Below are 23,189 nucleotides of genomic sequence, written 5' to 3' on the forward strand. Positions count from 1 at the left end.
CTTTTCTCTTATTTATATAATGAAAGGAGGCGTAAAAGATGGAAGAGTGGATCAGGATGGTAGGTAATGTAGGATTTCCGATTGTTGTAACATTATATTTACTCCACCGTATCGAAAGTAAATTAGATGGGGTAATTGTTGCAATCGAAAAACTCCCTAAACAATTACTAAAGTAGGAAGGTCCTAGCGATAAAAAATAAAGTTTGCTCTTCGTGAGCAAACTTTATTTTTTATTGAGCAGTATAACCACCATCGATAACGACAGCTTGACCGGTTATACCTTTCGCTTTTTCGCTCGCTAAAAATATAGCATAATCCGCGATTTCTTGTACTTGTAATAAGCGTTTTTGTGGTACAAGTGGATAAATGATATCCTCTAAAACATTTTCAAGTGGTACGTTTCGTGTCGTAGCTAAATCTTGTAGTTGATTACGTACGAGAGGGGTATCGACATAACCAGGACAAAGGGCGTTAACGGTAATTCCATGAGTAGCGCCTTCTAAAGCGGCAACTTTTGTTAATCCAATTACGCCATGTTTTGCGCTATTGTAGGCGGATTTCCCTGCAAATCCAACGAGACCATTAATGGAGGCGACATTAATAATACGACCATACATTTGCTTTTTCATGATCGGGAAAGCATGCTTCATTGCGATAAAAGGGGCGATTTGCATAATTTTAATAAGTAATTCGAACTTTTCAGTTGGAAAATCTTCAATTGGTGAAACGTGTTGCATTCCTGCGTTGTTAATTAATATATGTAATGAACCGAAATGATTAACTGTTTGAGATATTGCAGCTGTAATTTCTTCTTCAGATGTAACATCACATTTCAAACCAATAGCTTGGTAGCCTTCTTTTTGTAATTGTTCAGCAGCTTCTTTTGCCCGTTCTTCAAGACGATCGGTAATAACAACTTTTGCACCTTCTTTTGCAAAAGCATTTCCCATTTCATAACCAATACCACTTGCAGCGCCTGTTAAAAAAATAACTCGATTTGTAACCATGATGAAAAACATCCCTTCCTAATAAAGTTCTCATATTGCTCTATTTAGAGGGGGGATATTAAAAATCCTGCAAAGATTTGGAAAAAATTATTAGCTATCTTGTTTTGCAAAATAGTCTCTGCTATACTATTTTGTAAAGCAAGATACTTACGCTTATCTATCTTGTAAAACAAGATAGTAGGAGGATTTAAATTATGTCGACAAGTCAAATGCTGAAAGGAATTTTAGAAGGATGCTTACTTGCTATTATTTCTGAAGGTGAAATATACGGTTATGAAATGAGTGAAAAGCTAGCAAAGTATGGCTTTACAATGGCGAGTGAGGGAAGTATTTATCCGTTATTAATACGAATGCAAAAGGAAGGATTAATAACAAGTGTAATGAAGGAATCTCCATCTGGTCCAAAGCGAAAATATTATACATTAACAGAAAAAGGCGAGGAAGCACTTAATGAATTTATGGGTCGCTGGGAAGCGATGCAAAGTAGTGTAGAGCGTCTACTTGAAGGGAAGGGGAGAAAAAAATAATGCTATCAAGTGAAGCACGAAAATTTTTATTAGATATGAGATTATTTTTAACGGCAAAGGGCGTGAAAGAAAGCGATATTGAAAATTTTATAGAAGATGCAGAACTTCATTTAATCGAGGGTGAGAGTGATGGGAAGAATGTAGAAGATATTTTCGGAAGTTCACCGAAAGAATATGCAAATGAACTTGCAAAAGTAATGGAAAGGGATAGACAGGAAACGTGGAAGCAAATTGGTTTTACAGTAATGAATATCGTATCGTTTTGGATTATTGCTTTTATCCTAATAGTGAATAACGGATTATTACAGATGTCACTTATTCAGTGCGTTGGGTATAGTTTGTCATTGATTTTAGGTGTTATGGGTCCTAATTTTCTACTTCGTAAAATGATCTTCGTAACAAGCTTTACAAAAACGTGGTTTTCTATGTGGTTTTTAGTTATGATTGCGCCAATGTTTTTAATAGGAGTTGTTACGATATTAGATGTGATATATCCTACAAAAATGTTTATATTCACTCAAATGCAAAGTTATTTATTAGCTGGTGGTATTTTTATCATTACAGTAGCGGTAAATATGTATTTTGATGGATGGTTTAAAAACTTATATTTAATTATTCCACTTTCGATTATGTTACTGTTTAAAACATTTACATCAGAAGATCTCGTGCCAATGTTATTTCAAATTATATGTTTATACGGAAGTTTGTTTATTTTAATTTTCCTTGAAATTATGATGAAGACGAATAGAAGAGAGACGGTTAAATGAGGGAGGGGGTTAACATGCAGATTTCTAAAGAAGGAGAAAAGTTTTTAATTGATACGAAAGTGTATTTAATAACAAAAGGAATGAAAGAAGATGATGTAGACACTTTTATAGAGGATGCAGAACTTCATTTAATAGAAGGTGAGAAAGACGGAAAGACGGTAAGCGATATATTCGGTGATTCACCAAAAGAATATGCGGAAGAATTAGCGAAAGAGATGGAAAAGGATAAAGGCGGGAGTATAAAGAGTATTCTAGGGATGATAATTGGGATAGGCGGATATTGGTTACTTACAAATATCTTATTTCAAAGTCCAAATCATGAATTTACATTAACAAATGTACAATTGATTGGATACCCAATTGTTTTAATGATTACGATTGTAGGAATTATATGTGCTTTTAAAATGTCGTCATTTAAGAGTAAAATAATAGAATTTGGCATTCTTTATGTAGCATCTTTGCTACCGATTTTATTACTAGTATTATTAATGTTTATGAATAAGTGGTATGGGACACCTGTATTGCAATTAACTACTATGCAAAGTTATATATTAGCTGGAATTGTCTTATTAGTGTTGTTAATTGGTGAAGCGTACATACTTGGATGGATTGGAATATTAGCTGTTATCGTACCGCTATTCATTATGTTTGTATTTAAAGGATTGGGAGAGAAAAGTCCATACTGGGGGATGTTAGAATCTTTACTTCTGTACGGAAGTTTATATGTATTAATGCGTTGGTCTTTCAAAAATGAGGGAAAAAAAACTGCAAGCTAGTAGTTTGGAAGGAGGAAATGCGATGCTTTCTCAAGAATCACGAGATTTCCTTGCAAATACAGGTACTTATTTAACAGCAAAGGGGATAAGTGAAAAAGATATTGAATCCATTTTAGAAGATGCAGAATTGCATTTAACTGAAGGTGAAAAAAGGGGTAAGAGTGTAGAGGATATATTTAGTGATTCACCAAAGGAATATGCAAATCAACTTGTAAAAGAAATGCAAGTTGATTATAAACGGAATTTAGGGTGGCTAGCTACAGCTATTATGAGTATATTATGCTATTGGACTGTTCCAGATCTTTTATTTCGAAATTTAAATGAGCCTTATACCATTTCTTTAATAGGGTTAATTGGATATCCGATTATCTTAGTGTTAATGATTGTGGGAGGGATATTATTTTTAAGAGGTGCTAGTTTTCAAAGGAATATGTTGAAAAAGAGCTTACTGCTATTTGGAGCAGTAATACTTACTTATTTACCAGTATTAATAATGTTTTTAAAAGATTGGTATAGTTTCCCTGTTTATGAACTCCCTCAATTAGGAAGATATTTAATGGGAGGAGTTCTACTAGTGATAACAACGATTGTGAATGTTCGGTCTTTTGGTTGGGTTGGTTTGTTTGTGTTAGGAGTTCCGGTTTTTATGATAGTGATGGTTGAACAACTAGTAAGAGTATTTTTCTAATGAGAAATTCTAGAAATAATAGAAGAGGATGAGCATATATGTATATTAACTATTATGTTTCTAGGATTAATGACTTTAGGAATTTATATTGCCTTCACCAAAAGAGCATAATGAATATTTTAAACATCACGATATATTTTGTTCTTCGGTTTAATAGGAAAAGGGCTGCTTTGGATATGCAAAAAATTATTTCCAAAGAAATATTATATAGGGATTTTTAGAGGGATTACGTTTATATTTAGTTGCTTATTTTTATTTCTAGCAGCCGGGCTTTAGTTTATGGATTGGAATAATTTGTTTTAAACAGTAACAAGATTGTTACTGTTTTTTTCTTTGTAATAAAGAACTTTGTAAAGAGAGTGCTTTTTGTTCGTTCGTTAATAGGGATTGAATATGGACATTTTCAGGGCGCGGGACTATCGGATACATAAGATTTGTTGGAGAAGGATGGTGCTCTGAGCCAATTGGGGAATGAGGATCTGCGTGAGTAAGCTTTCCGTGAACACGTCTTGTAAATAAAATATGACCGATTTCGTGAGCGAGTGTATATATATTTTTCATAGGAGCAGCTGAATTTGTTAACACGATATAACCAGTAAGTTGCTGTTGTTTTGCTAAAGAATAAGCGCAGGCAATTACGGCTGTTTCTTTGAAATAATCACTGCCAATATAACAAATGTAAAGGTCGCATTCAGGAGCTTCATTTACACATGTTTGGAAAAAGGATGATAATTTTTCCTGACTTTGAATAGAGTTTTTATAACTAATTTCACGGTCAGAAAAACGGAAAAGTTCATTTAAAATAATTACTTCTTTAATTTGAAATGTAATCGGGTGCCAGATTGACTCTGCAACTGCTAAATCTTTTGCGATACGGTCATCAGAAATATTGGCGCCTGGAGTAATGCAAATACATATATTGACGTATGGATCCATAAGGAACACCTCAACTGAAAAAATTCTTCCTATAATATATGTTGGGAAAAGACCCTATGTATGGATAAAAGCCTTGTTTATTACAAGTCGAAAAAATTTCATAGTTCTATAACGTAGTGTGATCATCTTTTTGATATAGTAAAGAAAAGGGGGAGAATATATGTATACATTAAAAATCGTTTCAGACAGAGAAGCTCTTTATCAATTTGCAAGTTATGTAAGAGTTGTGCAAGGGGTTGAAGATGTATATGTTGAGGTGGGAGAACCTTTATATGAACATCCGTTGATGAAGTTTTATGTACATATTAAGCTGGCAGAAACATATGAGCAACAGAAAGCGTTACAAGAAATAGCAAGATTAGTAGAATTAGGGCGTTTTACATACGTCCATTATCGTAATGATGAAATTGAAGAAGCTTTTGAAGCTGTAAAATATGAAAGTTTTAAGAAATAGAAATGGGAAAAAAGGAAGCGAAAACTTCCTTTTTTTTCTTGGAAATTACATCAACAAAAGGAGAAAAATTTTGTTATGATAAGGGAGGGTGAGGAAAGGAGAGTTTACATATTGGGGTATATTGAAGAGTTACGCAAAGTCGTTGGGACAAGGCCACTTATTCTCGTTGGGTCAGCAATAATTATATTAAATGATAATCAAGAAGTATTGCTTCAATATCGTTCGGATACATATGATTGGGGTGTACCTGGCGGCGCGATGGAACTAGGAGAAACGACGGAAGAAACTGCTCGCCGAGAATTATTCGAAGAGACGGGGCTACAAGCAAAAATTATGCAATTTCTTGGTGTCTTATCGGGAAAAGAAGTATATTTCCGTTATCCTAATGGGGATGAAATTTTTAATGTCATTCATCTGTATCAGGGGCATCATGTGAGTGGAGAATTAAAACTTGATCATGAGGGATTAAAGCTTCAATATTTTCCAGTAGATAAGTTACCAAAATTGAATGAAACGACAGAGAAAATTTTACAAAAATTTTTATATGCATTAACAGAATAGAAGGTTAATTCCTTCTATTTTTATTATATTAAATATTTTGATTTTTTAGTATGTTTATAGTATGATAGTTGTAGACATACATCTTATGGAATTTCACCTAAAAACTGACTAGGGTACATAAGAGAGGGGCAAGTGCAAAATGCATAATGTTGTTATTACAGCTGCAGTTCGTTCGCCAATTGGAACTTTTGGGGGAGCGCTAAAAAATGTAACGCCAGTAGAATTAGCTGTTCCTGTACTTCAGGAAGCTGTAAAACGAGGCGGGGTAGAACCACACGAAGTTGATGAAGTGATTTTAGGTCATTGTATTCAAAGAACTGATGAAGCAAATACGGCAAGAACAGCTGCATTAGCGGCAGGATTTCCTGACACAGTTACAGGGTATACAATCCAACGCCAATGTTCTTCAGGTATGCAAGCAATTATGTCAGCTGCAATGCAAATTCAATTAGGTGTAAGTGATGTTGTTATTGCAGGTGGAGTAGAAGCAATGAGTTCAAGCCCTTATGCATTGAAACAACACCGCTGGGGACAACGTCTACAGCACGGAGAAATTCGTGATACGGTGTGGGAAGTGTTAGAAGATCCGATTCATCATATTATGATGGGGGAAACAGCGGAAAATTTAGTTGAACAATATGAAATTACAAGAGAGGAACAAGATGAAGTTGCTCTTCGCAGTCATACATTGGCACTGAAGGCAATCGAGTCTGGATACTTTGACGATCAAATTGTTCCTATTACGATAAAAGAACGTAGAAAAGAAGTAGTATTTTCAAAGGATGAACATCCACGTGCTGATATTACAGCAGAAAAATTAGCAGGATTAAAACCAGCTTTCCGTAAAGACGGATCAGTAACCGCAGGAAATGCATCTGGCCTGAATGACGGAAGCGCAGTTTTAGTATTAATGAGCGAAGAAAAAGCGAAAGAAAAAGGCTTACAACCGTTAGCTAGAATTGTTGGATATTCAGTAGCTGGAGTAGATCCGAAAATTATGGGTATTGGACCAGCACCAGCAATTCGTAAAGGATTAGAAAAAGTAGATTGGTCATTAGAAGATGCAGATTTACTGGAAATTAATGAAGCTTTCGCTGCGCAATACTTAGCTGTAGAGAAAGAATTAGGTCTGGATCGTGAAAAAGTGAATGTAAACGGTAGTGGTGTAGGACTTGGACATCCAATCGGTTGTACAGGCGCCCGTATCACGGTAAGTTTAATTCACGAATTAAAAAGACGTGGATTAGAAAAAGGTATTGCTTCTTTATGTGTCGGTGGCGGCATCGGGGTTGCCTTATTTATAGAAGCATTATAAAAAAGAAGCAGCGATTGCTGCTTCTTTTTTTATGATTCAAATAGATGATGAAATAATCGATCGCGATTTTCAAAGAAAAGTTTCGTCGTTTGGTAATGTTCAGTTTCTTCTAATGTGGATTCGTGAATCCCTTCTTGTGTTAAAGAGTATATAGTGGATTCAGGGTAAGCCATTAAAATAGGAGAATGCGTCGCGATAACAAATTGTGAACCTTGTTCCGCTAGTTCGTGCATTCGAATGAGCATGGAAAGTTGTCTCATTGGTGATAAAGCTGCCTCAGGCTCATCTAAAATGTATAAACCTTGTCCTGAAAAACGATTCATAAATAAGGAGAAAAATGATTCACCGTGTGATTGGTTGTGTAGTGAGGTGCCACCATATGAGTCAATAACTGGATTTCCACGTGCGTATGGATCGGCATCCATTTCATCAATATAAGAAGCGACGTTATAAAATGATTCAGCACGAAGAAAGAAACCATCGCTTGGTGTATTGAAACTTTTGGAAATTCGAAGGTATTCATGTAAAGATGAATGTGAATCGTTTGTGCTAAAGCGGAAGTTTTTCGTTCCACCTTCTGCGTTAAAACCTAAAGCGATTGCAATTGCTTCGAGTAATGTTGATTTACCCGTTCCGTTTTCTCCAATAATGAATGTTACATTTGGGTGGAAAGCTAATGATTGTAATGTTCGGATAGCGGGTAGACAGTAAGGATATGCGGAAAAACTAGGGATATTTTCTTTTTTTAATGTGACATTTTTTAAAAAGGGTACGTCAATCAATATATAAACCTCAATTCATAACGGATTTTGATTCTAAAAAAGCAGCAAATACAAGGGGAAGACAACTTGCAAATAGTATTGTATATTGAAGTGGACCAAAGCCAGGGCCTTCCCAGCCGAAAGTCATTCTCTTCCATATGAAAATAAATAGAACACATATAAAACCAACGAGAGCAGGCATATATTTTATAATTTTGTAGTGTTTCCATAGATAGAAGCCAATGTATGTACTTAAAAAAAGATAAACAGAACAAGAAAAAAGACAAGTGTTAATGACACGTGAACCCCTCCTTATTTTCTGAATATTTAATGTGGATTATATCATTTAAACTACCATATTCCAATGTGAAAATAAATGTTGCATCAAGATTATTTCTCTCGTTATGATAGATGTTATTCTATTGAAAATATGAAAAGGAGTCAAAACATGCCGTTTACATTTGCGCATCCAGCAGCTATCCTTCCTTTTACTAAGAGAAATTCTAGTTATATTTCAGTAACAGCTCTTATATTAGGGAGTATGGCGCCTGATTTTGAATATTTTTTACACTTTAGACCGTATGGTGTTATTGGGCATACATGGCTTGGATTCTTATATTTAAATTTACCACTTGTATTTTTGCTCGCATATATGTATCATTACATTTTAAAAAAGTCGTTTATAACACATTTACCTAGTCCATTTGCTGGCTACTATACATATGCAGTAGATGAGAGGTGGGGGCTTCATACATGGAAGGATTTCTTTGTATTTTGCTATTCCGCTTTATTTGGTATGCTCACGCATGTCGTTTGGGATGCGTTTACTCATAATACGGGCTACTTCGTTATGAAAATACCATTTTTACAAAGAGAATTACATAGTATTCCAGTGTATAAATATATGCAACACGGGAGTACATGTGTTGGTTTATTATTGCTATTGTACGTACTATGGAAGTGTAAAGATGAAACAGGGAAAGATATTATGATAGCTTCAAAAAAAAGGAAGTATTGGATTTCGGCAATCATTGTGGCATTTCTTATATTTGTCGTTCACGCGCTCGTAGATCCCTATTTTCATATTTTCCAAATAGGGGGTATAATAGTATCTGGACTGACAAGTTCGTTTTGTGGACTTCTCATTGTCTCTATAGTTTACAAAGCAAAGGACTAATTAAATATTAATGAATGATAGTGTTAGGAGAAATTATATGATGAAAGCATGGAAAAATATTTTTGTTTTATGTAGTTTTCTTCTTATGTTAAGTGGTTGCTTCCATCAAGAAGAAAAGAAAGTTGAACCAAAGAAGAAAGAATCTATTCCTGAAACAAAAGAATACGGCGGGCGTGAGCTGAAAAAAGTAGGACAAAAAGTGAAAGAAACAGGTTGGGGTACTTTTAAGTTAGAACAGATTCACTCTGTGAATCAAACATTTGAAGTAGCACCAATGAAAATTCATGTACAAGATGTGAAAGTAATCTCCTTATCACAGATGAGTAAAGATGCAAAAAATACATTAAAAGTATATACGGCATTAACTCCTGAAGAAGTAAAGCGTAGATTAGGAGATAAAGTAAGTCAAGAAGATGCGGAGTTATATGCATCGCTAAGTGGAACAGAGATTAGTGATACGATTCGTTACGTTGAAATTACATATAAGGTGGAAAATAGCGGGAATAAAAATATGCAATTTTTCTCTATGAATGATGTTGCGATTAATGATAAACAACATTTTAAAGTAGCAACTCAAAACTTTTTATATGATGAAGATACGCTCGTTGGTACAAAAAATGTATCAAGGGAAGACTATAAGCCTGGTGAAACAAGAGATGGTATTATCGGCCTAATACTTGATGATGGAAAAGAAAAGGTAAAGGATATTAAATTTACAACAGATAATGTCATCGCAGCAGATACAGAAACGCAAGATATTGTAAAAGAGCCACAAACTTTTAATATCTCACTTTCTGAGTAAGTTTTTTTTAAATATATGCAAGAAAAAACAGTCAGCACTTAAAATACTATGCTGACTGTTTTTTCTGTTCTTCTATGTATGAATCTACACTTTGAAAAGGCACCTTAATTTTAAACGCATCTTTTTGTTCATTAAATTGCTTTTCATTATAGGGGCCAAAACGTTTATTATGCTTTACGTCAATAATCCAATAATGCTCACTTTTTTTATTTGCAATTGCTGCGTCAGGGTTATTCGGATCTGACTTTTCCTCAGTTTGTTTTGCGATAATGTATTTATCATCCCAACCAATGTCTGTAATTTTTGCAGGGATGTATTGTGTGGCATATACAGCATCTTGCGAAGGAAAAAGCTCAAATGCATTTCCAGAAGTACGTATGAGTTCGTATTCATCGTTAATCGTATACGTTATATGATTTGTATTTCCAGCACAACCGGCTAATAGGAATGCGACGAATAGGATTATCCATTTTTTCAATATGGGAACCTCCTTTACAATGCTGTTGTAACACATTGTACAAGAAAAGTAAGAGAAACGCTAGTTTACAATGTTTTTTAGAAGTGGTACGATGAGACGGGTAAAGAAGGATATGAAGGAGTCGACATAAAAATGAAGTTAAAGATGCATCGTCCAGCGCTTGTAATGAATCGCATAGGTGCTTCCCTAATTGACATGTTTTTAATCTCGGTTATGTATGGTGCAGTAGTAGCTGTTATGACTGGAAATTATAGTGCTATTTTTGATCGCTTTAATATTAGTTTTGGTGATTATAGATATGATCTCGCAGTAGTTTTTATATTAATGGCGATATATTTTATTTTGGTACCCTTTATTTGGAACGGTGTAACACTTGGTAAAAAGGTAACAAGAATAAAATTAATTTCATTGAAGAGTGAAAAGTTAACAATACAAACATTAACGATACGATTTTTTGTATTGTTATTACCGAACATATTACTACTTGGAATTCCGATATTATGTAACGTATATATGATGTTATTCCGCAAAGATAATTGTGGTTTTCAGGATTTAATTACAAAAACGAAAGTAATAAGTCTTGTATAATGAAAAAAGACCTTCTTATTTTATACATAAAATAAGAAGGTCTTTTTTGTTATACAAATACATTTATATAATAATATCATTTTTGGTTTTAATAGATTGAAAATTAAGAAAATATTATAATAATTAAAATAATATCTTTATATAATAAGGGGGAAATTGAAATGACTGGAGGTAGTGTAATCTTTTGGGGGATTTTAATTTTCATCGGTTTAGTTTTTGATCAGCGTAATAGTAAGAAAAAAGAAGGAGTAAAAAAGTAACCGTTTACAAACGAATAAGCAACTTTTCTTGCTTGCAGACTAATCTCATAAAGGAGTATACTGAATGACGGTAAGACTTATAGAAGGGGTAATGAAAATGAAGCTTGCAGGAAAAGTTGCTATCGTAACTGGCGGTGGCATCGGTATTGGACGTAATACAGCTCTTTTGTTGGCTAAACAAGGCGCAAAAGTAATTGTGACGGACATTGATCAAGAAAGTGGACAAGCAACAGTGGAGGAAATTACGAATCTAGGCGGAGAAGCACTTTTTGTATCCTATGATATGGAAAAGCAAGGTGATTGGCAACGCGTAATCAGCATTACTTTGAATGCATTCGGTCGCATTGATATGCTTTTTCAAAATGCTGGTTTATATAAAATAGATTCTATTTTTTCACGCCAACAAGAGAACGATTCCAATGTACTTTGTATTAATGACGTTTGGATAGAGATAAAACAATTAACGTCATCTTTTATGAAACAGCAAGAAGAAGTGGTGCTGAGTGACTTACCGATTTTCGGTATTATTGGCACGAAAGGACAATCATTTCATACAGTAGAAGCCCTCGTATAATAATGAAAACCGCCCTCAAAATATGTGGACGGTTTTTTTGTATGTGATATAGGAAAAATTATTTTTTAACGAATACGTTGTTCAGTTTGACTATCAAAGAAATGCGCTTTATTCATATCAAATGCTAGTTTAATTTGATCTCCAGGTGAAAATGTATGTCTTGCATCAACACGTGCTGCAAAATCTTGATCTCCAAGTTTCATATATAAAATAGATTCAGCACCTAGTAATTCAGCAACTTCGATTTTTGTTGTGAAGGCAGTAGATTGTGAAGCTTCTAAAAATAATAGTTCATCATGCATGTCCTCAGGGCGAATACCTAAAACAATTTCCTTATTTACATAGCCTTGTTCACGTAACATCTTCATTTTTCCTTCAGTTACTTTAATTTTTATTGCATTGTCTATAACAAAATCGGTTTCAGTTAATTTACCACGGAAGAAATTCATCGCTGGAGAGCCGATAAACCCACCAACGAAAATGTTTTCAGGTGTTTCATATACTTCTTTTGGAGTTCCGATTTGTTGAATCTTTCCGTCTTTCATAACAACGAGACGTGAAGCCATTGTCATTGCTTCTGTTTGATCATGTGTTACGTAAATTGTTGTCGTTCCAAGACGGTGGTGTAATTTAGAAATTTCTGAGCGCATTGCAACACGTAATTTAGCGTCTAAGTTAGATAAAGGCTCATCCATTAAGAACACTTTCGCGTCTCGAACGATTGCTCTGCCTAACGCAACACGTTGACGTTGTCCACCGGATAATGCTTTCGGCTTTCTATCTAAATATTGTTCCAGTCCTAAAATTTTTGCTGCATCTTTCACACGACGATCGATTTCATCTTTTGGTATTTTTCTAAGTTTTAATCCAAATGCCATATTATCATACACACTCATATGTGGATATAGAGCATAGTTTTGGAAGACCATTGCGATATCGCGATCTTTTGGAGGGACATCGTTCATTAGCTTACCATCAATTGAAAACTCTCCTTTTGAAATATCTTCAAGTCCAGCAACCATTCGTAATGTTGTAGATTTTCCGCATCCAGAAGGACCGACAAATACGATAAACTCTTTATCTTGAATGTGTAAATTGAAGTCTGTTACAGCTGTTACGTTATTATCATATATTTTATAAATGTTTTCTAATTTCAGTTCTGCCATGGTATTTCCTCCTAGAAATAATTATGCAAACGTTTTCTTTTAGTTCATTATAAACTAATAGATTCGAAAAATAAACAAAAAAATAAAACGTTTTCATACAGGAGAGGAATAGTAGTAATTTTCGTATGTTTTCTTAGAAAAATAAGAATAAAAGTTGTAAGCGCTATTTTAAATTAAGATAGAATCTGTTATCATTCATTAATGAAAACGTTTGCGCCTTAAAAAAGAAAATCGAATTATTAATGAAATGGGGTAGCATAATGGAAAAACAGTGGTGGAAAGAAAGTGTAGTATATCAAATTTATCCTCGTAGCTTTATGGATAGTAACGGTGATGGTATTGGGGATCTTCGTGGTATTATTTCAAAGCTAGATTACTTAAAAGAATTAGGGATTGATGTAATTTGGTTATCGCCAGTCTATGAATCTCCAAATGACGATAATGGTTATGATATAAGTGATTATTGTAAAATTATGAATGAGTTCGGAACAATGGAAGATTGGGATGAGCTATTACATGAAATGCATGAACGTAATATGAAACTTATGATGGACTTAGTTGTTAATCATACTTCTGATGAACATAATTGGTTTATTGAATCACGTAAATCAAAAGATAATAAATATAGAGATTACTATATGTGGCGTCCTGGAAAAGAAGGAAAAGAGCCGAATAACTGGGGAGCAGCTTTTAGTGGATCAGCATGGCAGTATGATGAAATGACAGATGAATATTATTTACATCTGTTTTCTAAAAAACAGCCAGATTTAAATTGGGATAATGAAAAGGTAAGACAAGATGTTTATGAAATGATGAAGTTTTGGTTAGAGAAAGGAATTGATGGCTTCCGTATGGATGTTATTAATTTTATTTCTAAAGAAGAGGGATTACCAACTGTTGAAACAGAAGAAGAGGGATATGTTTCAGGTCATAAGCATTTTATGAACGGTCCAAACATTCATAAATATTTACATGAAATGAATGAAGAAGTATTGTCTCATTATGATATTATGACGGTTGGTGAAATGCCTGGTGTAACGACAGAAGAAGCGAAATTGTATACTGGGGAAGAACGAAAAGAACTGCAGATGGTATTCCAATTTGAACATATGGATTTAGACTCAGGAGAAGGCGGGAAATGGGATGTAAAACCATGTTCACTCCTTACTTTAAAAGAGAATTTAACGAAGTGGCAAAAAGCGTTAGAGCATACGGGCTGGAATAGTCTGTATTGGAATAACCATGATCAGCCGCGCGTGGTATCTCGTTTTGGTAATGATGAAACGTATCGCATTGAATCTGCGAAAATGTTAGCAACGGTGCTTCATATGATGAAAGGGACACCGTATATTTATCAAGGGGAAGAAATCGGAATGACGAACGTTCGATTCGAATCGATTGATGAATATCGAGATATTGAAACATTAAATATGTATAAGGAAAAAGTTATAGAGCGCAGTGAAGATATAGAGAAAGTGATGCAGTCTATCTATATAAAAGGACGAGATAATGCTAGAACACCGATGCAGTGGGATGATCAGAATCATGCTGGATTCACAACAGGTAAGCCTTGGATTACGGTAAACCCTAATTACAAAGAAATTAATGTGAAACAAGCGATCCAAAATAAAGATTCAATTTTTTATTACTATAAAAAATTAATTGAGTTACGTAAAAATAATGAGATTATTGTGTATGGATCATATGATTTAATATTGGAAAATAATCCATCTATTTTTGCATACGTAAGAATATATGGAGAAGAAAAACTTCTTGTTATTGCAAACTTTACTGCGGAAGAATGTGTGTTTGAATTACCTGAGGACATTAGTTATAGTGAGGCAGAGTTATTCATACACAATTACGACGTAGTGAGTGGATCGATAGAAAACATGACATTACGTCCGTATGAAGCAATGGTATTCAAATTGAAATAAGAAAAATCCTTATACCACTTCGGTATAAGGATTTTTTGATTACCATTTTAATATGGAGAATCCATATGGAGGAAGTGTAACTTGTAATACACTTGCTTCCGCTGAAAATTCTTCGTTAGTATAAATATTAATGATTTTCTTTCCAGTAACATGGAGAGGGAGTGAAGCTGTAATGTCACTATTAGTCGGATTTAAAACGAAAAAGATCGTTTCATCTTCATACGTTTTCGTATAAGTAATATAATTATGTTCATCATTTGCTTCAATGAATTGGAAAGTGCCGTGTCCTCCAAATGCTTTATACTGCTTTCGTAATGAAATTAATGTTTGTACATGTGTAAATAATGTATGATCTTGTTCTTTCGTATCCCAAACCATACATTTGCGGCAAGCTGGGTCCATACCACCGTCCATACCAATTTCGTCTCCATAATAAATACAAGGGGAGCCGATGAAAGAAAGGTGGAATACATAAAGTAACTTTAATTTATTTTTATCTCCGTTGCATGTTGTCAATATTCTTGGTGTATCATGGCTGTCTAATAAATGAAATGCTGCTTCATTTACATTCATAGAGTAGGAATGTAGAGATTCTGTAATTTGTTTCATAAATTCATTTGCCTTAATGGAATCGTTAGCAAAGTAAGACAGTAGAGCATTTGTAACGGGATAGCTCATTACAGCATCAAATTGATCTCCTTGTAGCCATGGAAGTGCATCGTGCCAAATTTCTCCTAAAATATATACTTCAGAATTTAATGCCTTTATCTCACTTCGGAATTCTCTCCAAAAGCTATGGTCGACTTCATTTGCTACATCAAGGCGCCAACCGTCTATGTTGAACTCTCTTACCCAATAACGTCCTACTTCAAGTAAGTATTCTTTTACATCTGGGTGTGCTGTATTTAATTTAGGCATATACGGTGTAAATGCGAAAGTATCATAATTTGGGAATGGCTCAGTTCGAATTGGGAACTCATGAATATGGAACCATTCTTTATATGCTGAATGCTCACCATTTTCTAGTACATCTTGAAATTTATCAAAAAAGTATCCGCTATGATTAAATACGGCATCGAGCATTACTTTTATACCGTGTGTATGACATGCCTGAACGAGTTCTTTGAACGTTTCTTTTGTGCCAAATTGCGGATCGATTTCCATGTAGTCAATTGTGTCATATTTATGGTTGGAATGTGCTTTGAAAATAGGGGTGAAATATATTCCTGAAATTCCAAGCTTCACAAGGTAATCAAGATTTTGAATAACACCAGCAAAATCTCCCCCAAAGAAATTAGTTGGAGTTGGCTCAGCGCTGCCCCAAGGAAGGGTGTTTTCTGGATTTAGTGCACGATCTCCATTAGCGAACCGTTCCGGGAAAATTTGATACCAAACAGTATCTTTAATCCATGAAGGTGCTTGGAATACATCATGTGCATGAATAAATGGGAAACAGAAAAAGTTACCAACGTCATCATTTGGAATACTGGAAAAAAATCCTCGTTCTGCATAAATAAGCGTTTCTGTCTCCGCTTTTAATTCAAATCCGTAACGTAAGCGCTTAAATTTTGGTTCAATGGAAATGGACCAAAAATCAAATAATGCAGTTGAACCAGTTTTTTTCATCGGTGTACTTGATGTAACCCATTTCCCGTCTTTCCAATCATAAGGATCACCATAAATAAGAGTGGCGCTTTGTACATCGTCTCTTTTCGTACGTATTCGGATGTGAATCGCTTTTTCATCGTAAGCGTATGCATAATTATCTTTTGGCCTATGATAAATGGCTTCTTTAAGCATATAGAAAATCCCCCTTTAATATCTCCATGCGTATTGTTCCCATAAGTATAATAATAAAGCATATGTTGCAAACGATTGCTTTTTGCATAGCTTTAATATTGCTTATAAGAGTAGTATTCATTTCATATAAAGTCAATGTATAAAGAGTATAGGAATAATATTTTAAAATTAATATTTGCAAAATGAATAAAAGAATGTATAATGATAGACAAATAGCGCAAACGTTTTCATAGATTGAGATATTGTTTGCGCTTCTATTAAACCATATAATGCAAACGTTTTCAATCAGTAAGGTACATATACAATTTAGGGAGGTTTTTGGGATGAAGAAAGCATTATCATTATTAACGGTTTCAGCATTATCAATTGGTATGTTATCTGCATGTGGACCGAAAGATTCAGGGGAAAAAGAAGAAAGTAAAGCAAAGAAAGATTACGATCTTCTCGTTTGGGAAGATGATAAAAAAGGTGTTGGTTTAGAACCAGCAGTGAAAAGCTTTGAGGAAAAATATAAAGTAAAAGTAAAAGTTGTTGAAATGCAAATGACAGATCAAGTGAAGAAGTTACGTCTTGATGGACCAGCGGGGACGGGACCAGATGTTGTAACATTGCCACATGATCAAATCGGAAACGCAGTAACAGAAGGTTTACTTTCTGAAGTGAAAGCTGACGATGCTGTAAAGAGTAAATTTACTGAGTCATCAATACAAGCACAGACATATAACGGAAAACTATACGGTTTACCAAAAGCAATTGAGACACCAATCTTTATTTACAATAAAAAATTAATGCCAAAAGCACCAGAAACGATGGACGAGCTGTTTAACTTCTCAAAAGAATTTACGAAAGATGGCAAGTACGGATTCTTAACATTAGGAGATAACTTCTACTTTGCTAATGCATTCATGGCAGGTATGGGTGGTTATGTGTTTGGTGAAAAAGATGGAAAGCCAAATGCAAGTGACGTTGGATTAAATAATAGCGGAGCAGTACAAGGTGCTGAATATCTTCAAAAATGGTACAAAGAAAAGTTATTCCCGAAAGGTATTATCGGTGAATCTGGTGGACCTGCTGCTGATGGACTATTTAACGAAGGAAAAGCAGCATCTATCATGAATGGTCCATGGGCGTTCCAAGCAATGGAAAAGAACGGAATTGATTATGGCGTTGCTCCAATGCCAAAATTACCAAACGGTCAACCAATGAAAACATTTGTTGGAGTTAAAGGATGGCATGTAACAAGTTTCTCTAAACAAAATGATTTAGCTACAAAATTCACTGAATGGGTAACAAATGAAGAGAACGCAAAAATTCGATTTGAGAAAACAAAAGAAATTCCTCCAGTAAAAGCAGTAATGGAAGATCCAATCATTAAAGATAATGAAGCTGCAAAAGCAGTTGCAACGCAATCTGAAAATGGAATTCCAATGCCGAACATTCCAGAAATGCAAGAAGTATGGAAACCAGCTGGAGATGCGCTTCAATTAGTTGTTACGGAAAAAGAGGCACCAAAAGCAGCACTTGATAATGCAGTGAAGCAAATTAAAGGTAATATTGAGGCAAATCATAGTAAGAAAAAATAAGGTGAAATTCGTGCCTCTAATATGAGGGGGCACGAATTCTCTCCCAGAAAAAAGGGGGAAGGAACATGCAAACATCTATGGAACCAGCAAACGGTTTAAACGGTTCAAAGCATAGGAAAATGGCAACCATGTTATCTATCATTCCAGGCGTGGGCCAAATGTATAATAAGCAATTTGTAAAAGGTCTTATTTTTCTAGTATTAACAGGTTCATTTATTGTAGCCTTTGCTGATTTATTAAATATGGGATTATGGGGAATTGTAACGCTTGGTACAGAAGTTCCACGTGACCATTCTGTCTTTCTATTAGTAGAAGGAATCTTGGCGCTCATCGTCATCGTGTTTGGACTCGGAATATATGCATTTAATTTATATGATGCATACCAAAACGGGAAGAAACGTGATATAGGAACACCTTTAAACTCTGTAAAAGAGCAATACCGTAATTTACTAGATCAAGGTTTTCCATATTTAATGGTTTCACCAGGTTTTCTATTACTTATCTTTGTAGTTGTATTTCCAATCATCTTCGTAATTTTAATTGGATTTACGAACTATGATTTATATCATTCTCCTCCAGCTAAATTAGTAGATTGGGTAGGATTTAAAAACTTTATTGATATCTTTACATTACCGATGTGGAGAGAGACATTTTTAAGTGTATTTTCTTGGACTGTTATTTGGACATTCGTTGCAACGACATTACAAGTTGCGCTTGGTATTTTCTTAGCGATTATCGTAAATCAGCCTGGTATTAAAGGGAAGGCAATTATTCGAACAATCTTCATTTTACCGTGGGCGGTCCCAGCATTCGTATCTATTCTTGTTTTCTCTGGTATGTTTAATGAAACATTTGGAGCCATTAACAATCAAGTATTAGCTTTATTCGGAATTGAAAAGATTGCTTGGATGACAGATCCATTTTGGGCGAAGATTGCTTTAATTATGATTCAAACGTGGCTTGGATTCCCGTTCGTCTTTGCAATGACAACAGGTATACTGCAATCGATTCCAGGAGAATTATACGAAGCAGCTACAGTAGATGGAGCTACAGCTTGGCAACAATTTCGTAAAATTACATTGCCACTTGTTTTATATGCAACAGCACCAATATTAATTACGCAATATACGTTTAACTTTAATAACTTTAGTATCATCTATCTATTTAACGGCGGAGGTCCTGCTGTAGCTGGACAAGACGCAGGTGGAACAGATATTTTAATTTCATGGATTTATAAGTTAACGATGACTTCGGCGCAGTACGGGAAAGCAGCAGCTCTTACAATGATCTTATCGTTAATCGTTATTACAGTTGCGTTATGGCAATTTAAGAGAACAAAATCATTCCAAGAAGAGGATATGATGTAAATGAATATTAAAAGACAAAAGATGTTACGTCTCTCATTAAGTTATCTCGTTATTTTCGTAATGTGTGCCATCATTTTCTATCCATTATTATGGATTATTGGCTCATCGTTTAATCCAGGTGATAGTTTATCTGGATCAAGTATTATTCCACAAAATGCAACGTTAGATCATTATCGTAAGTTATTAGATTTAGAGAATAGTAATTATTTACTATGGTATAAAAACACATTAAAAGTAAGTGTTTTAACGATGATTTTCTCAGTACTAGCAATTAGTTTTACTGCTTATGCATTTTCGAGATATCGTTTTGTTGGAAGAAAAAATGGTTTATTAACATTTTTAATTCTGCAAATGATTCCAAACTTTGCAGCGTTAATCGCTCTATACGTATTAGCACAGTTAACAGGATTAATTGATACGCACCTTGCATTAATTTTAATTTATGTCGGCGGGGCAATCCCAATGAATACATGGCTTATGAAAGGGTATTTTGATACGATTCCGAAAGAATTGGATGAGTCAGCTCGTATGGATGGAGCAGGACATTTCCGTATTTTTTGGCAAATCATTATGCCACTTGCAAAGCCAATCGTAGCAGTTGTAGCGTTATTCACTTTCATCGGTCCATTTACAGATTTCATTTTAGCGAGTATTATTTTGCGCACACCAGAAAATTATACGTTAGCAGTTGGGTTATATGAAATGGTAGCGAAGAAATTTGGTAATGAATTTACAACGTTTGCAGCGGGTTCGGTATTGATTGCAATCCCAATTTCAATTTTATTCCTATCACTACAAAAATACTTTATCTCTGGTTTAACTGCTGGAGGTACGAAAGGATGAAAAATGGGACATTACGTCCCATTTTTCTTTTCATCTCCCTATAAAACATTTTATAGGGAGATGAAAAGAGATTTGACATCCCATATGAAAAGAAGTGAAATAAATAGTATATTATAGTATAGGAAAAAAGAGCTATATCCCTTACAATACATGGAGAGGGAGAATATGATAGGTTTTGCAAGATAGAATCAATGAAAGTTTATGACTTCTCCTATTACTTGCAACGGGTGCAAGATAAAAAAATATATAAAATGACAGAGAAGTGAAAGGAGGGGGATTTTTATGACAGTTACAATTAAAGATGTGGCGAAGAAGGCAAATGTAGCACCATCTACCGTTTCTCGTGTAATTGCTGATAATCCAAGTATAAGTGAAAAAACAAAGCGTCGTGTTCGGAAAGTAATGAGTGAATTAGGGTATCATCCCAATTTAAACGCAAGAAACTTAGCTAACCAAACAACAAAAACACTTGGTCTTGTTATGCCAAGTTCTGCAAGTAAAGCTTTTCAAAATCCGTTTTTCCCAGAAGTTATAAGAGGAATTAGTTCATTTGCACATGTGGAAGGGTATGCGCTTTATATGTCGACAGGTGAAACGGAAGATGAGATTTTTAATGGTGTTGTAAAGATGGTGCAGGGACGCCAAATTGGTGGCATTATTCTTTTATATTCAAGAGAGAATGACCGGATTATTCAATATTTGCATAAACAAAATTTCCCGTTTGTTTTAATTGGAAAACCATATGATCGAAAAGATGAAATTACATATGTAGATAATGACAATTATACAGCGGCAAGAGAAGTAGCTGAATATTTAATTTCATTAGGTCATAAACAAATCGCGTTCATCGGCGGTGGATCTGATTTACTTGTGACGAGAGATCGTTTGGCTGGTATGAGTGATGCTTTAAAATTAGCAGACATTGTATTACCAAAAGAGTATATTTTACATTTTGATTTTTCAAGAGAAAGTGGTCAGCAAGCCGTAGAGGAATTAATGGGGCTGAAGCAACCACCAACAGCAATTATGGCAACGGATGACTTAATTGGACTTGGTGTGTTAAGTGCACTTTCTAAAAAAGGATTTGTTGTACCGAAGGATGTTTCTATTGTAAGCTTTAATAATGCTTTATTATCAGAAATTGCGAGTCCGCCACTTTCAACAGTTGATGTGAATATATATCAGCTAGGATATGAAGCTGCAAAAGCTTTAGTTGATAAAGTAGAGAATGCAGAGTCTACAGCAAAGTGTATCATCATTCCGCATAAATTACTGAAGCGTCAAACTTGCGACCATTATGCATAACAAAAAGCTAAGAGTTTAACTCTTAGCTTTTTGTTGTAGAAAGGCTTCTAAACGGTCACAGCCTTCTTTTAAAGTTTCGATACTATATGCATAGGATAAGCGAAGGTAGCCTTCACCATATTCAGAGAATGCTGTTCCAGGAACGACGGCAAGTCCAGCTTCTTTCACAAGGTCAAGTGCAAAATCAAATGATGACGATGTTAAATGGCCAACATATGGGAATAAGTAAAATGCACCTGTTGGCTTCTCAACTGTTAATCCCATTTGAATGAGTCTATTATATACGTAATCACGGCGTTTTTTGTATTGATGACGCATCATTTTTGGTGCATCTTTAGCAGCTGTTAATGCTTCAATTGCAGCGTATTGAGCGATTGAAGTAGCGCAAGTTACGTTATATTGATGAACTTTTAATATATGTCCTGCTAAATAGCTTGGTGCGAATAATAGACCGATACGCCAGCCAGTCATAGAATGAGATTTTGATAAACCGTTAATGACGATAGTCTTTTCACGCATTTCTGGGAAATGGGCAATAGATGTATGCTTTTGTTCATATACAAGTTCGCTATAAATTTCATCAGAAAGGACGAAAATATTTTTATCTTTTAAAACATCTACAATCTCTTGTAGTTCTTCTTTTGATAAAGTTACACCAGTTGGGTTAGAAGGATACGGCAGTACGACACATCTTGTTTTTTCTGTAATAGCATTTTCTAGTGCTGCAGCTGTTAAGCGGAAGCCAGTTTCACGAACATCGATAAAAATAGGCGTTGCGCCGCATAATCGAATAATCGGCTCGTATCCTGGATAAATAGGGGCAGGTAAAATGACTTCTGTTCCTGGCTCTAAAACCGTTCGGAATGCAACATCAATTGCTTCACTGGCACCGATTGTAACGATGGTTTCGTTTTCAGGTGAATAATGTAAATCGTAGTTATCTTTTACAAAGTTACAAGCTGCCTTGCGTAATTCTAGTAAACCAGCGTTATGTGTATAGCTCGTATAATTTTCGGTAATAGCTCGTTTTGCCGCTTCTTTTACGAGAGAAGGTGTAGGAAAATCAGGTTGTCCAATTGTTAAAGAGATAAGATTATCATAGTTTTGAATCATGTTAGAGAATTGACGGATTCCAGAAATCTGGATGTCCTTCACTCTAGGATTAATGAATTGTTCCATTGTATCTCCCTTTCTTCCGTTTGAAAATTAAGTTCATTTTAACATATTTTCTATAATTTCGCTTGCGTATATGTTATGTAGAAAGGGAGGGATAATAGAAAAAAAGCCGCTGTAAGCGACTTTTAATATCCGTACTCCCAATCTATTTCATCTTCATTCCAAAGTACAGAGGATACTTTGCCAAGGTGAACAACTGATTCATTCACAGCGCATGTGCAATTTTCATCTCCTGTTTTATGCTGCAACTCTTCATATACTGATTTTTCAACATTCTCTAGAACGACCAAATTTTCTTCTTTTAAAACAAGCGTAGTACCCGCCATATTTATCTTCCTCCT

General features: G+C 34.8%; 26 protein-coding genes and 2 pseudogenes. 19 read left to right on the forward strand and 9 right to left on the reverse strand.

Annotation, left to right across the window (positions count from 1 at the left end):
* Positions 1–38: 38 nt before the first annotated feature.
* Complete coding sequence (locus ACUXEY_RS17955) at positions 39–176, forward strand: YvrJ family protein (RefSeq protein ID WP_000393345.1); 138 nt, start codon at positions 39–41, stop codon at positions 174–176.
* A 54-nt stretch (positions 177–230) separates the two neighbouring features.
* On the opposite strand, the gene ACUXEY_RS17960 is transcribed toward ACUXEY_RS17955, so the two are convergent.
* The gene (locus ACUXEY_RS17960) at positions 231–1,007 is read right to left on the reverse strand and encodes a 3-hydroxybutyrate dehydrogenase (protein ID WP_461301260.1); all 777 of its coding nucleotides are present in this window, start codon (positions 1,005–1,007) and stop codon (positions 231–233) included.
* 194 nt (positions 1,008–1,201) lie between these two features.
* Between ACUXEY_RS17960 and ACUXEY_RS17965 the strand changes: the two genes are divergently transcribed.
* From ACUXEY_RS17965 to ACUXEY_RS17985, 5 genes and pseudogenes are all read left to right on the forward strand, one after another.
* Positions 1,202–1,534, forward strand: a complete 333-nt coding sequence (locus ACUXEY_RS17965; protein ID WP_327801936.1) for a PadR family transcriptional regulator — start codon at positions 1,202–1,204, stop codon at positions 1,532–1,534.
* Positions 1,534–2,301: a DUF1129 domain-containing protein gene (locus ACUXEY_RS17970; RefSeq protein ID WP_461301261.1), complete on the forward strand. Its 768-nt coding sequence runs from the start codon at positions 1,534–1,536 to the stop codon at positions 2,299–2,301. Before ACUXEY_RS17965 ends, ACUXEY_RS17970 begins: the two co-directional genes overlap by 1 nt.
* Before the next feature lie 14 nt (positions 2,302–2,315).
* Positions 2,316–3,077 (forward strand): DUF1129 domain-containing protein, encoded by a 762-nt coding sequence (locus tag ACUXEY_RS17975; protein ID WP_461301262.1) that lies wholly within the window; start codon positions 2,316–2,318, stop codon positions 3,075–3,077.
* Between the two features lie 22 nt (positions 3,078–3,099).
* A complete protein-coding gene (locus ACUXEY_RS17980; protein WP_461301263.1) occupies positions 3,100–3,765 on the forward strand; it encodes a DUF1129 domain-containing protein in 666 nt (221 codons plus the stop codon).
* A gap of 54 nt (positions 3,766–3,819) precedes the next feature.
* Positions 3,820–4,041, forward strand: a pseudogene (locus ACUXEY_RS17985) (DNA-binding protein).
* 42 nt (positions 4,042–4,083) lie between these two features.
* On the opposite strand, the gene ACUXEY_RS17990 reads toward ACUXEY_RS17985, so the two are convergent.
* A complete protein-coding gene (locus ACUXEY_RS17990) occupies positions 4,084–4,701 on the reverse strand; it encodes an ImmA/IrrE family metallo-endopeptidase (protein WP_098344945.1) in 618 nt (205 codons plus the stop codon).
* Between the two features lie 160 nt (positions 4,702–4,861).
* On the opposite strand from ACUXEY_RS17990, the gene ACUXEY_RS17995 reads away from it, so the two are divergent.
* The 3 genes from ACUXEY_RS17995 to ACUXEY_RS18005 all read left to right on the forward strand — a co-directional run bounded on the left by ACUXEY_RS17995 (position 4,862) and on the right by ACUXEY_RS18005 (position 7,031).
* Positions 4,862–5,155 carry a DUF3928 family protein gene (locus ACUXEY_RS17995; protein WP_098344946.1) on the forward strand — a complete coding sequence of 98 codons (294 nt, stop codon included), beginning with the start codon at positions 4,862–4,864 and terminating at the stop codon, positions 5,153–5,155.
* A gap of 111 nt (positions 5,156–5,266) precedes the next feature.
* Complete coding sequence (locus ACUXEY_RS18000; protein ID WP_341077241.1) at positions 5,267–5,716, forward strand: NUDIX hydrolase; 450 nt, start codon at positions 5,267–5,269, stop codon at positions 5,714–5,716.
* Between the two features lie 139 nt (positions 5,717–5,855).
* Positions 5,856–7,031 (forward strand): acetyl-CoA C-acetyltransferase, encoded by a 1,176-nt coding sequence (locus ACUXEY_RS18005; protein WP_002194058.1) that lies wholly within the window; start codon positions 5,856–5,858, stop codon positions 7,029–7,031.
* Between the two features lie 29 nt (positions 7,032–7,060).
* On the opposite strand, the gene ACUXEY_RS18010 is transcribed toward ACUXEY_RS18005, so the two are convergent.
* Both ACUXEY_RS18010 and ACUXEY_RS18015 read right to left on the reverse strand, forming a co-directional pair.
* Complete coding sequence (locus tag ACUXEY_RS18010; protein ID WP_461301264.1) at positions 7,061–7,813, reverse strand: AAA family ATPase; 753 nt, start codon at positions 7,811–7,813, stop codon at positions 7,061–7,063.
* 10 nt (positions 7,814–7,823) lie between these two features.
* A pseudogene (locus ACUXEY_RS18015) lies at positions 7,824–8,092 on the reverse strand (hypothetical protein).
* A gap of 148 nt (positions 8,093–8,240) precedes the next feature.
* On the opposite strand from ACUXEY_RS18015, the gene ACUXEY_RS18020 reads away from it, so the two are divergent.
* Together ACUXEY_RS18020 and ACUXEY_RS18025 are read left to right on the forward strand one after the other, a co-directional pair.
* A complete protein-coding gene (locus ACUXEY_RS18020) occupies positions 8,241–8,969 on the forward strand; it encodes a DUF4184 family protein (protein WP_429599728.1) in 729 nt (242 codons plus the stop codon).
* 37 nt (positions 8,970–9,006) lie between these two features.
* Entirely contained in the window at positions 9,007–9,771 is a 765-nt protein-coding gene (locus ACUXEY_RS18025; protein WP_166701936.1) for a hypothetical protein, read from the forward strand.
* A gap of 46 nt (positions 9,772–9,817) precedes the next feature.
* Here ACUXEY_RS18025 and ACUXEY_RS18030 read toward each other — a convergent pair whose 3' ends face one another.
* Positions 9,818–10,249: a DUF3997 domain-containing protein gene (locus tag ACUXEY_RS18030; protein ID WP_151632861.1), complete on the reverse strand. Its 432-nt coding sequence runs from the start codon at positions 10,247–10,249 to the stop codon at positions 9,818–9,820.
* A gap of 132 nt (positions 10,250–10,381) precedes the next feature.
* Here ACUXEY_RS18030 and ACUXEY_RS18035 point away from each other — a divergent pair, with 132 nt between their 5' ends.
* The 3 genes from ACUXEY_RS18035 to ACUXEY_RS18045 all read left to right on the forward strand — a co-directional run bounded on the left by ACUXEY_RS18035 (position 10,382) and on the right by ACUXEY_RS18045 (position 11,671).
* A complete protein-coding gene (locus tag ACUXEY_RS18035; protein ID WP_461301265.1) occupies positions 10,382–10,837 on the forward strand; it encodes an RDD family protein in 456 nt (151 codons plus the stop codon).
* 161 nt (positions 10,838–10,998) lie between these two features.
* On the forward strand, positions 10,999–11,097 hold the full coding sequence (locus ACUXEY_RS18040) for a hypothetical protein (RefSeq protein WP_000145657.1): 99 nt from the start codon (positions 10,999–11,001) through the stop codon (positions 11,095–11,097).
* A gap of 64 nt (positions 11,098–11,161) precedes the next feature.
* A complete protein-coding gene (locus tag ACUXEY_RS18045) occupies positions 11,162–11,671 on the forward strand; it encodes an SDR family NAD(P)-dependent oxidoreductase (RefSeq protein ID WP_461301266.1) in 510 nt (169 codons plus the stop codon).
* Between the two features lie 65 nt (positions 11,672–11,736).
* On the opposite strand, the gene ACUXEY_RS18050 is transcribed toward ACUXEY_RS18045, so the two are convergent.
* Positions 11,737–12,837 carry an ABC transporter ATP-binding protein gene (locus ACUXEY_RS18050; RefSeq protein WP_151632857.1) on the reverse strand — a complete coding sequence of 367 codons (1,101 nt, stop codon included), beginning with the start codon at positions 12,835–12,837 and terminating at the stop codon, positions 11,737–11,739.
* A 260-nt stretch (positions 12,838–13,097) separates the two neighbouring features.
* Here ACUXEY_RS18050 and malL point away from each other — a divergent pair, with 260 nt between their 5' ends.
* On the forward strand, positions 13,098–14,774 hold the full coding sequence (malL, locus tag ACUXEY_RS18055) for an oligo-1,6-glucosidase (protein ID WP_461301267.1): 1,677 nt from the start codon (positions 13,098–13,100) through the stop codon (positions 14,772–14,774).
* A gap of 39 nt (positions 14,775–14,813) precedes the next feature.
* Here the strand turns inward: malL and ACUXEY_RS18060 are convergent, their stop codons facing one another.
* Entirely contained in the window at positions 14,814–16,574 is a 1,761-nt protein-coding gene (locus ACUXEY_RS18060) for an alpha-glycosidase (RefSeq protein ID WP_429599715.1), read from the reverse strand.
* Between the two features lie 323 nt (positions 16,575–16,897).
* Between ACUXEY_RS18060 and ACUXEY_RS18065 the strand changes: the two genes are divergently transcribed.
* The 4 genes from ACUXEY_RS18065 to malR all read left to right on the forward strand — a co-directional run bounded on the left by ACUXEY_RS18065 (position 16,898) and on the right by malR (position 21,672).
* Positions 16,898–18,157, forward strand: a complete 1,260-nt coding sequence (locus ACUXEY_RS18065) for an extracellular solute-binding protein (RefSeq protein WP_461301268.1) — start codon at positions 16,898–16,900, stop codon at positions 18,155–18,157.
* A 65-nt stretch (positions 18,158–18,222) separates the two neighbouring features.
* Positions 18,223–19,524, forward strand: a complete 1,302-nt coding sequence (malC, locus tag ACUXEY_RS18070) for a maltosaccharide ABC transporter permease MalC (RefSeq protein ID WP_001194989.1) — start codon at positions 18,223–18,225, stop codon at positions 19,522–19,524.
* Positions 19,525–20,367: a maltosaccharide ABC transporter permease MalD gene (malD, locus tag ACUXEY_RS18075; RefSeq protein ID WP_001022608.1), complete on the forward strand. Its 843-nt coding sequence runs from the start codon at positions 19,525–19,527 to the stop codon at positions 20,365–20,367. It abuts the gene before it with no gap.
* Positions 20,368–20,649: 282 nt separating this feature from the next.
* The gene (gene malR / locus ACUXEY_RS18080) at positions 20,650–21,672 is read left to right on the forward strand and encodes a maltose operon transcriptional repressor MalR (protein WP_087956791.1); all 1,023 of its coding nucleotides are present in this window, start codon (positions 20,650–20,652) and stop codon (positions 21,670–21,672) included.
* Between the two features lie 15 nt (positions 21,673–21,687).
* Here the strand turns inward: malR and ACUXEY_RS18085 are convergent, their stop codons facing one another.
* Together ACUXEY_RS18085 and ACUXEY_RS18090 are read right to left on the reverse strand one after the other, a co-directional pair.
* Positions 21,688–22,851, reverse strand: a complete 1,164-nt coding sequence (locus tag ACUXEY_RS18085; protein WP_166701941.1) for an aminotransferase A — start codon at positions 22,849–22,851, stop codon at positions 21,688–21,690.
* 122 nt (positions 22,852–22,973) lie between these two features.
* The gene (locus tag ACUXEY_RS18090; RefSeq protein ID WP_000929281.1) at positions 22,974–23,174 is read right to left on the reverse strand and encodes a hypothetical protein; all 201 of its coding nucleotides are present in this window, start codon (positions 23,172–23,174) and stop codon (positions 22,974–22,976) included.
* Positions 23,175–23,189 lie beyond the last annotated feature (15 nt).

This window comes from Bacillus sp. F9_6S_D1_P_5, assembly GCF_054823925.1.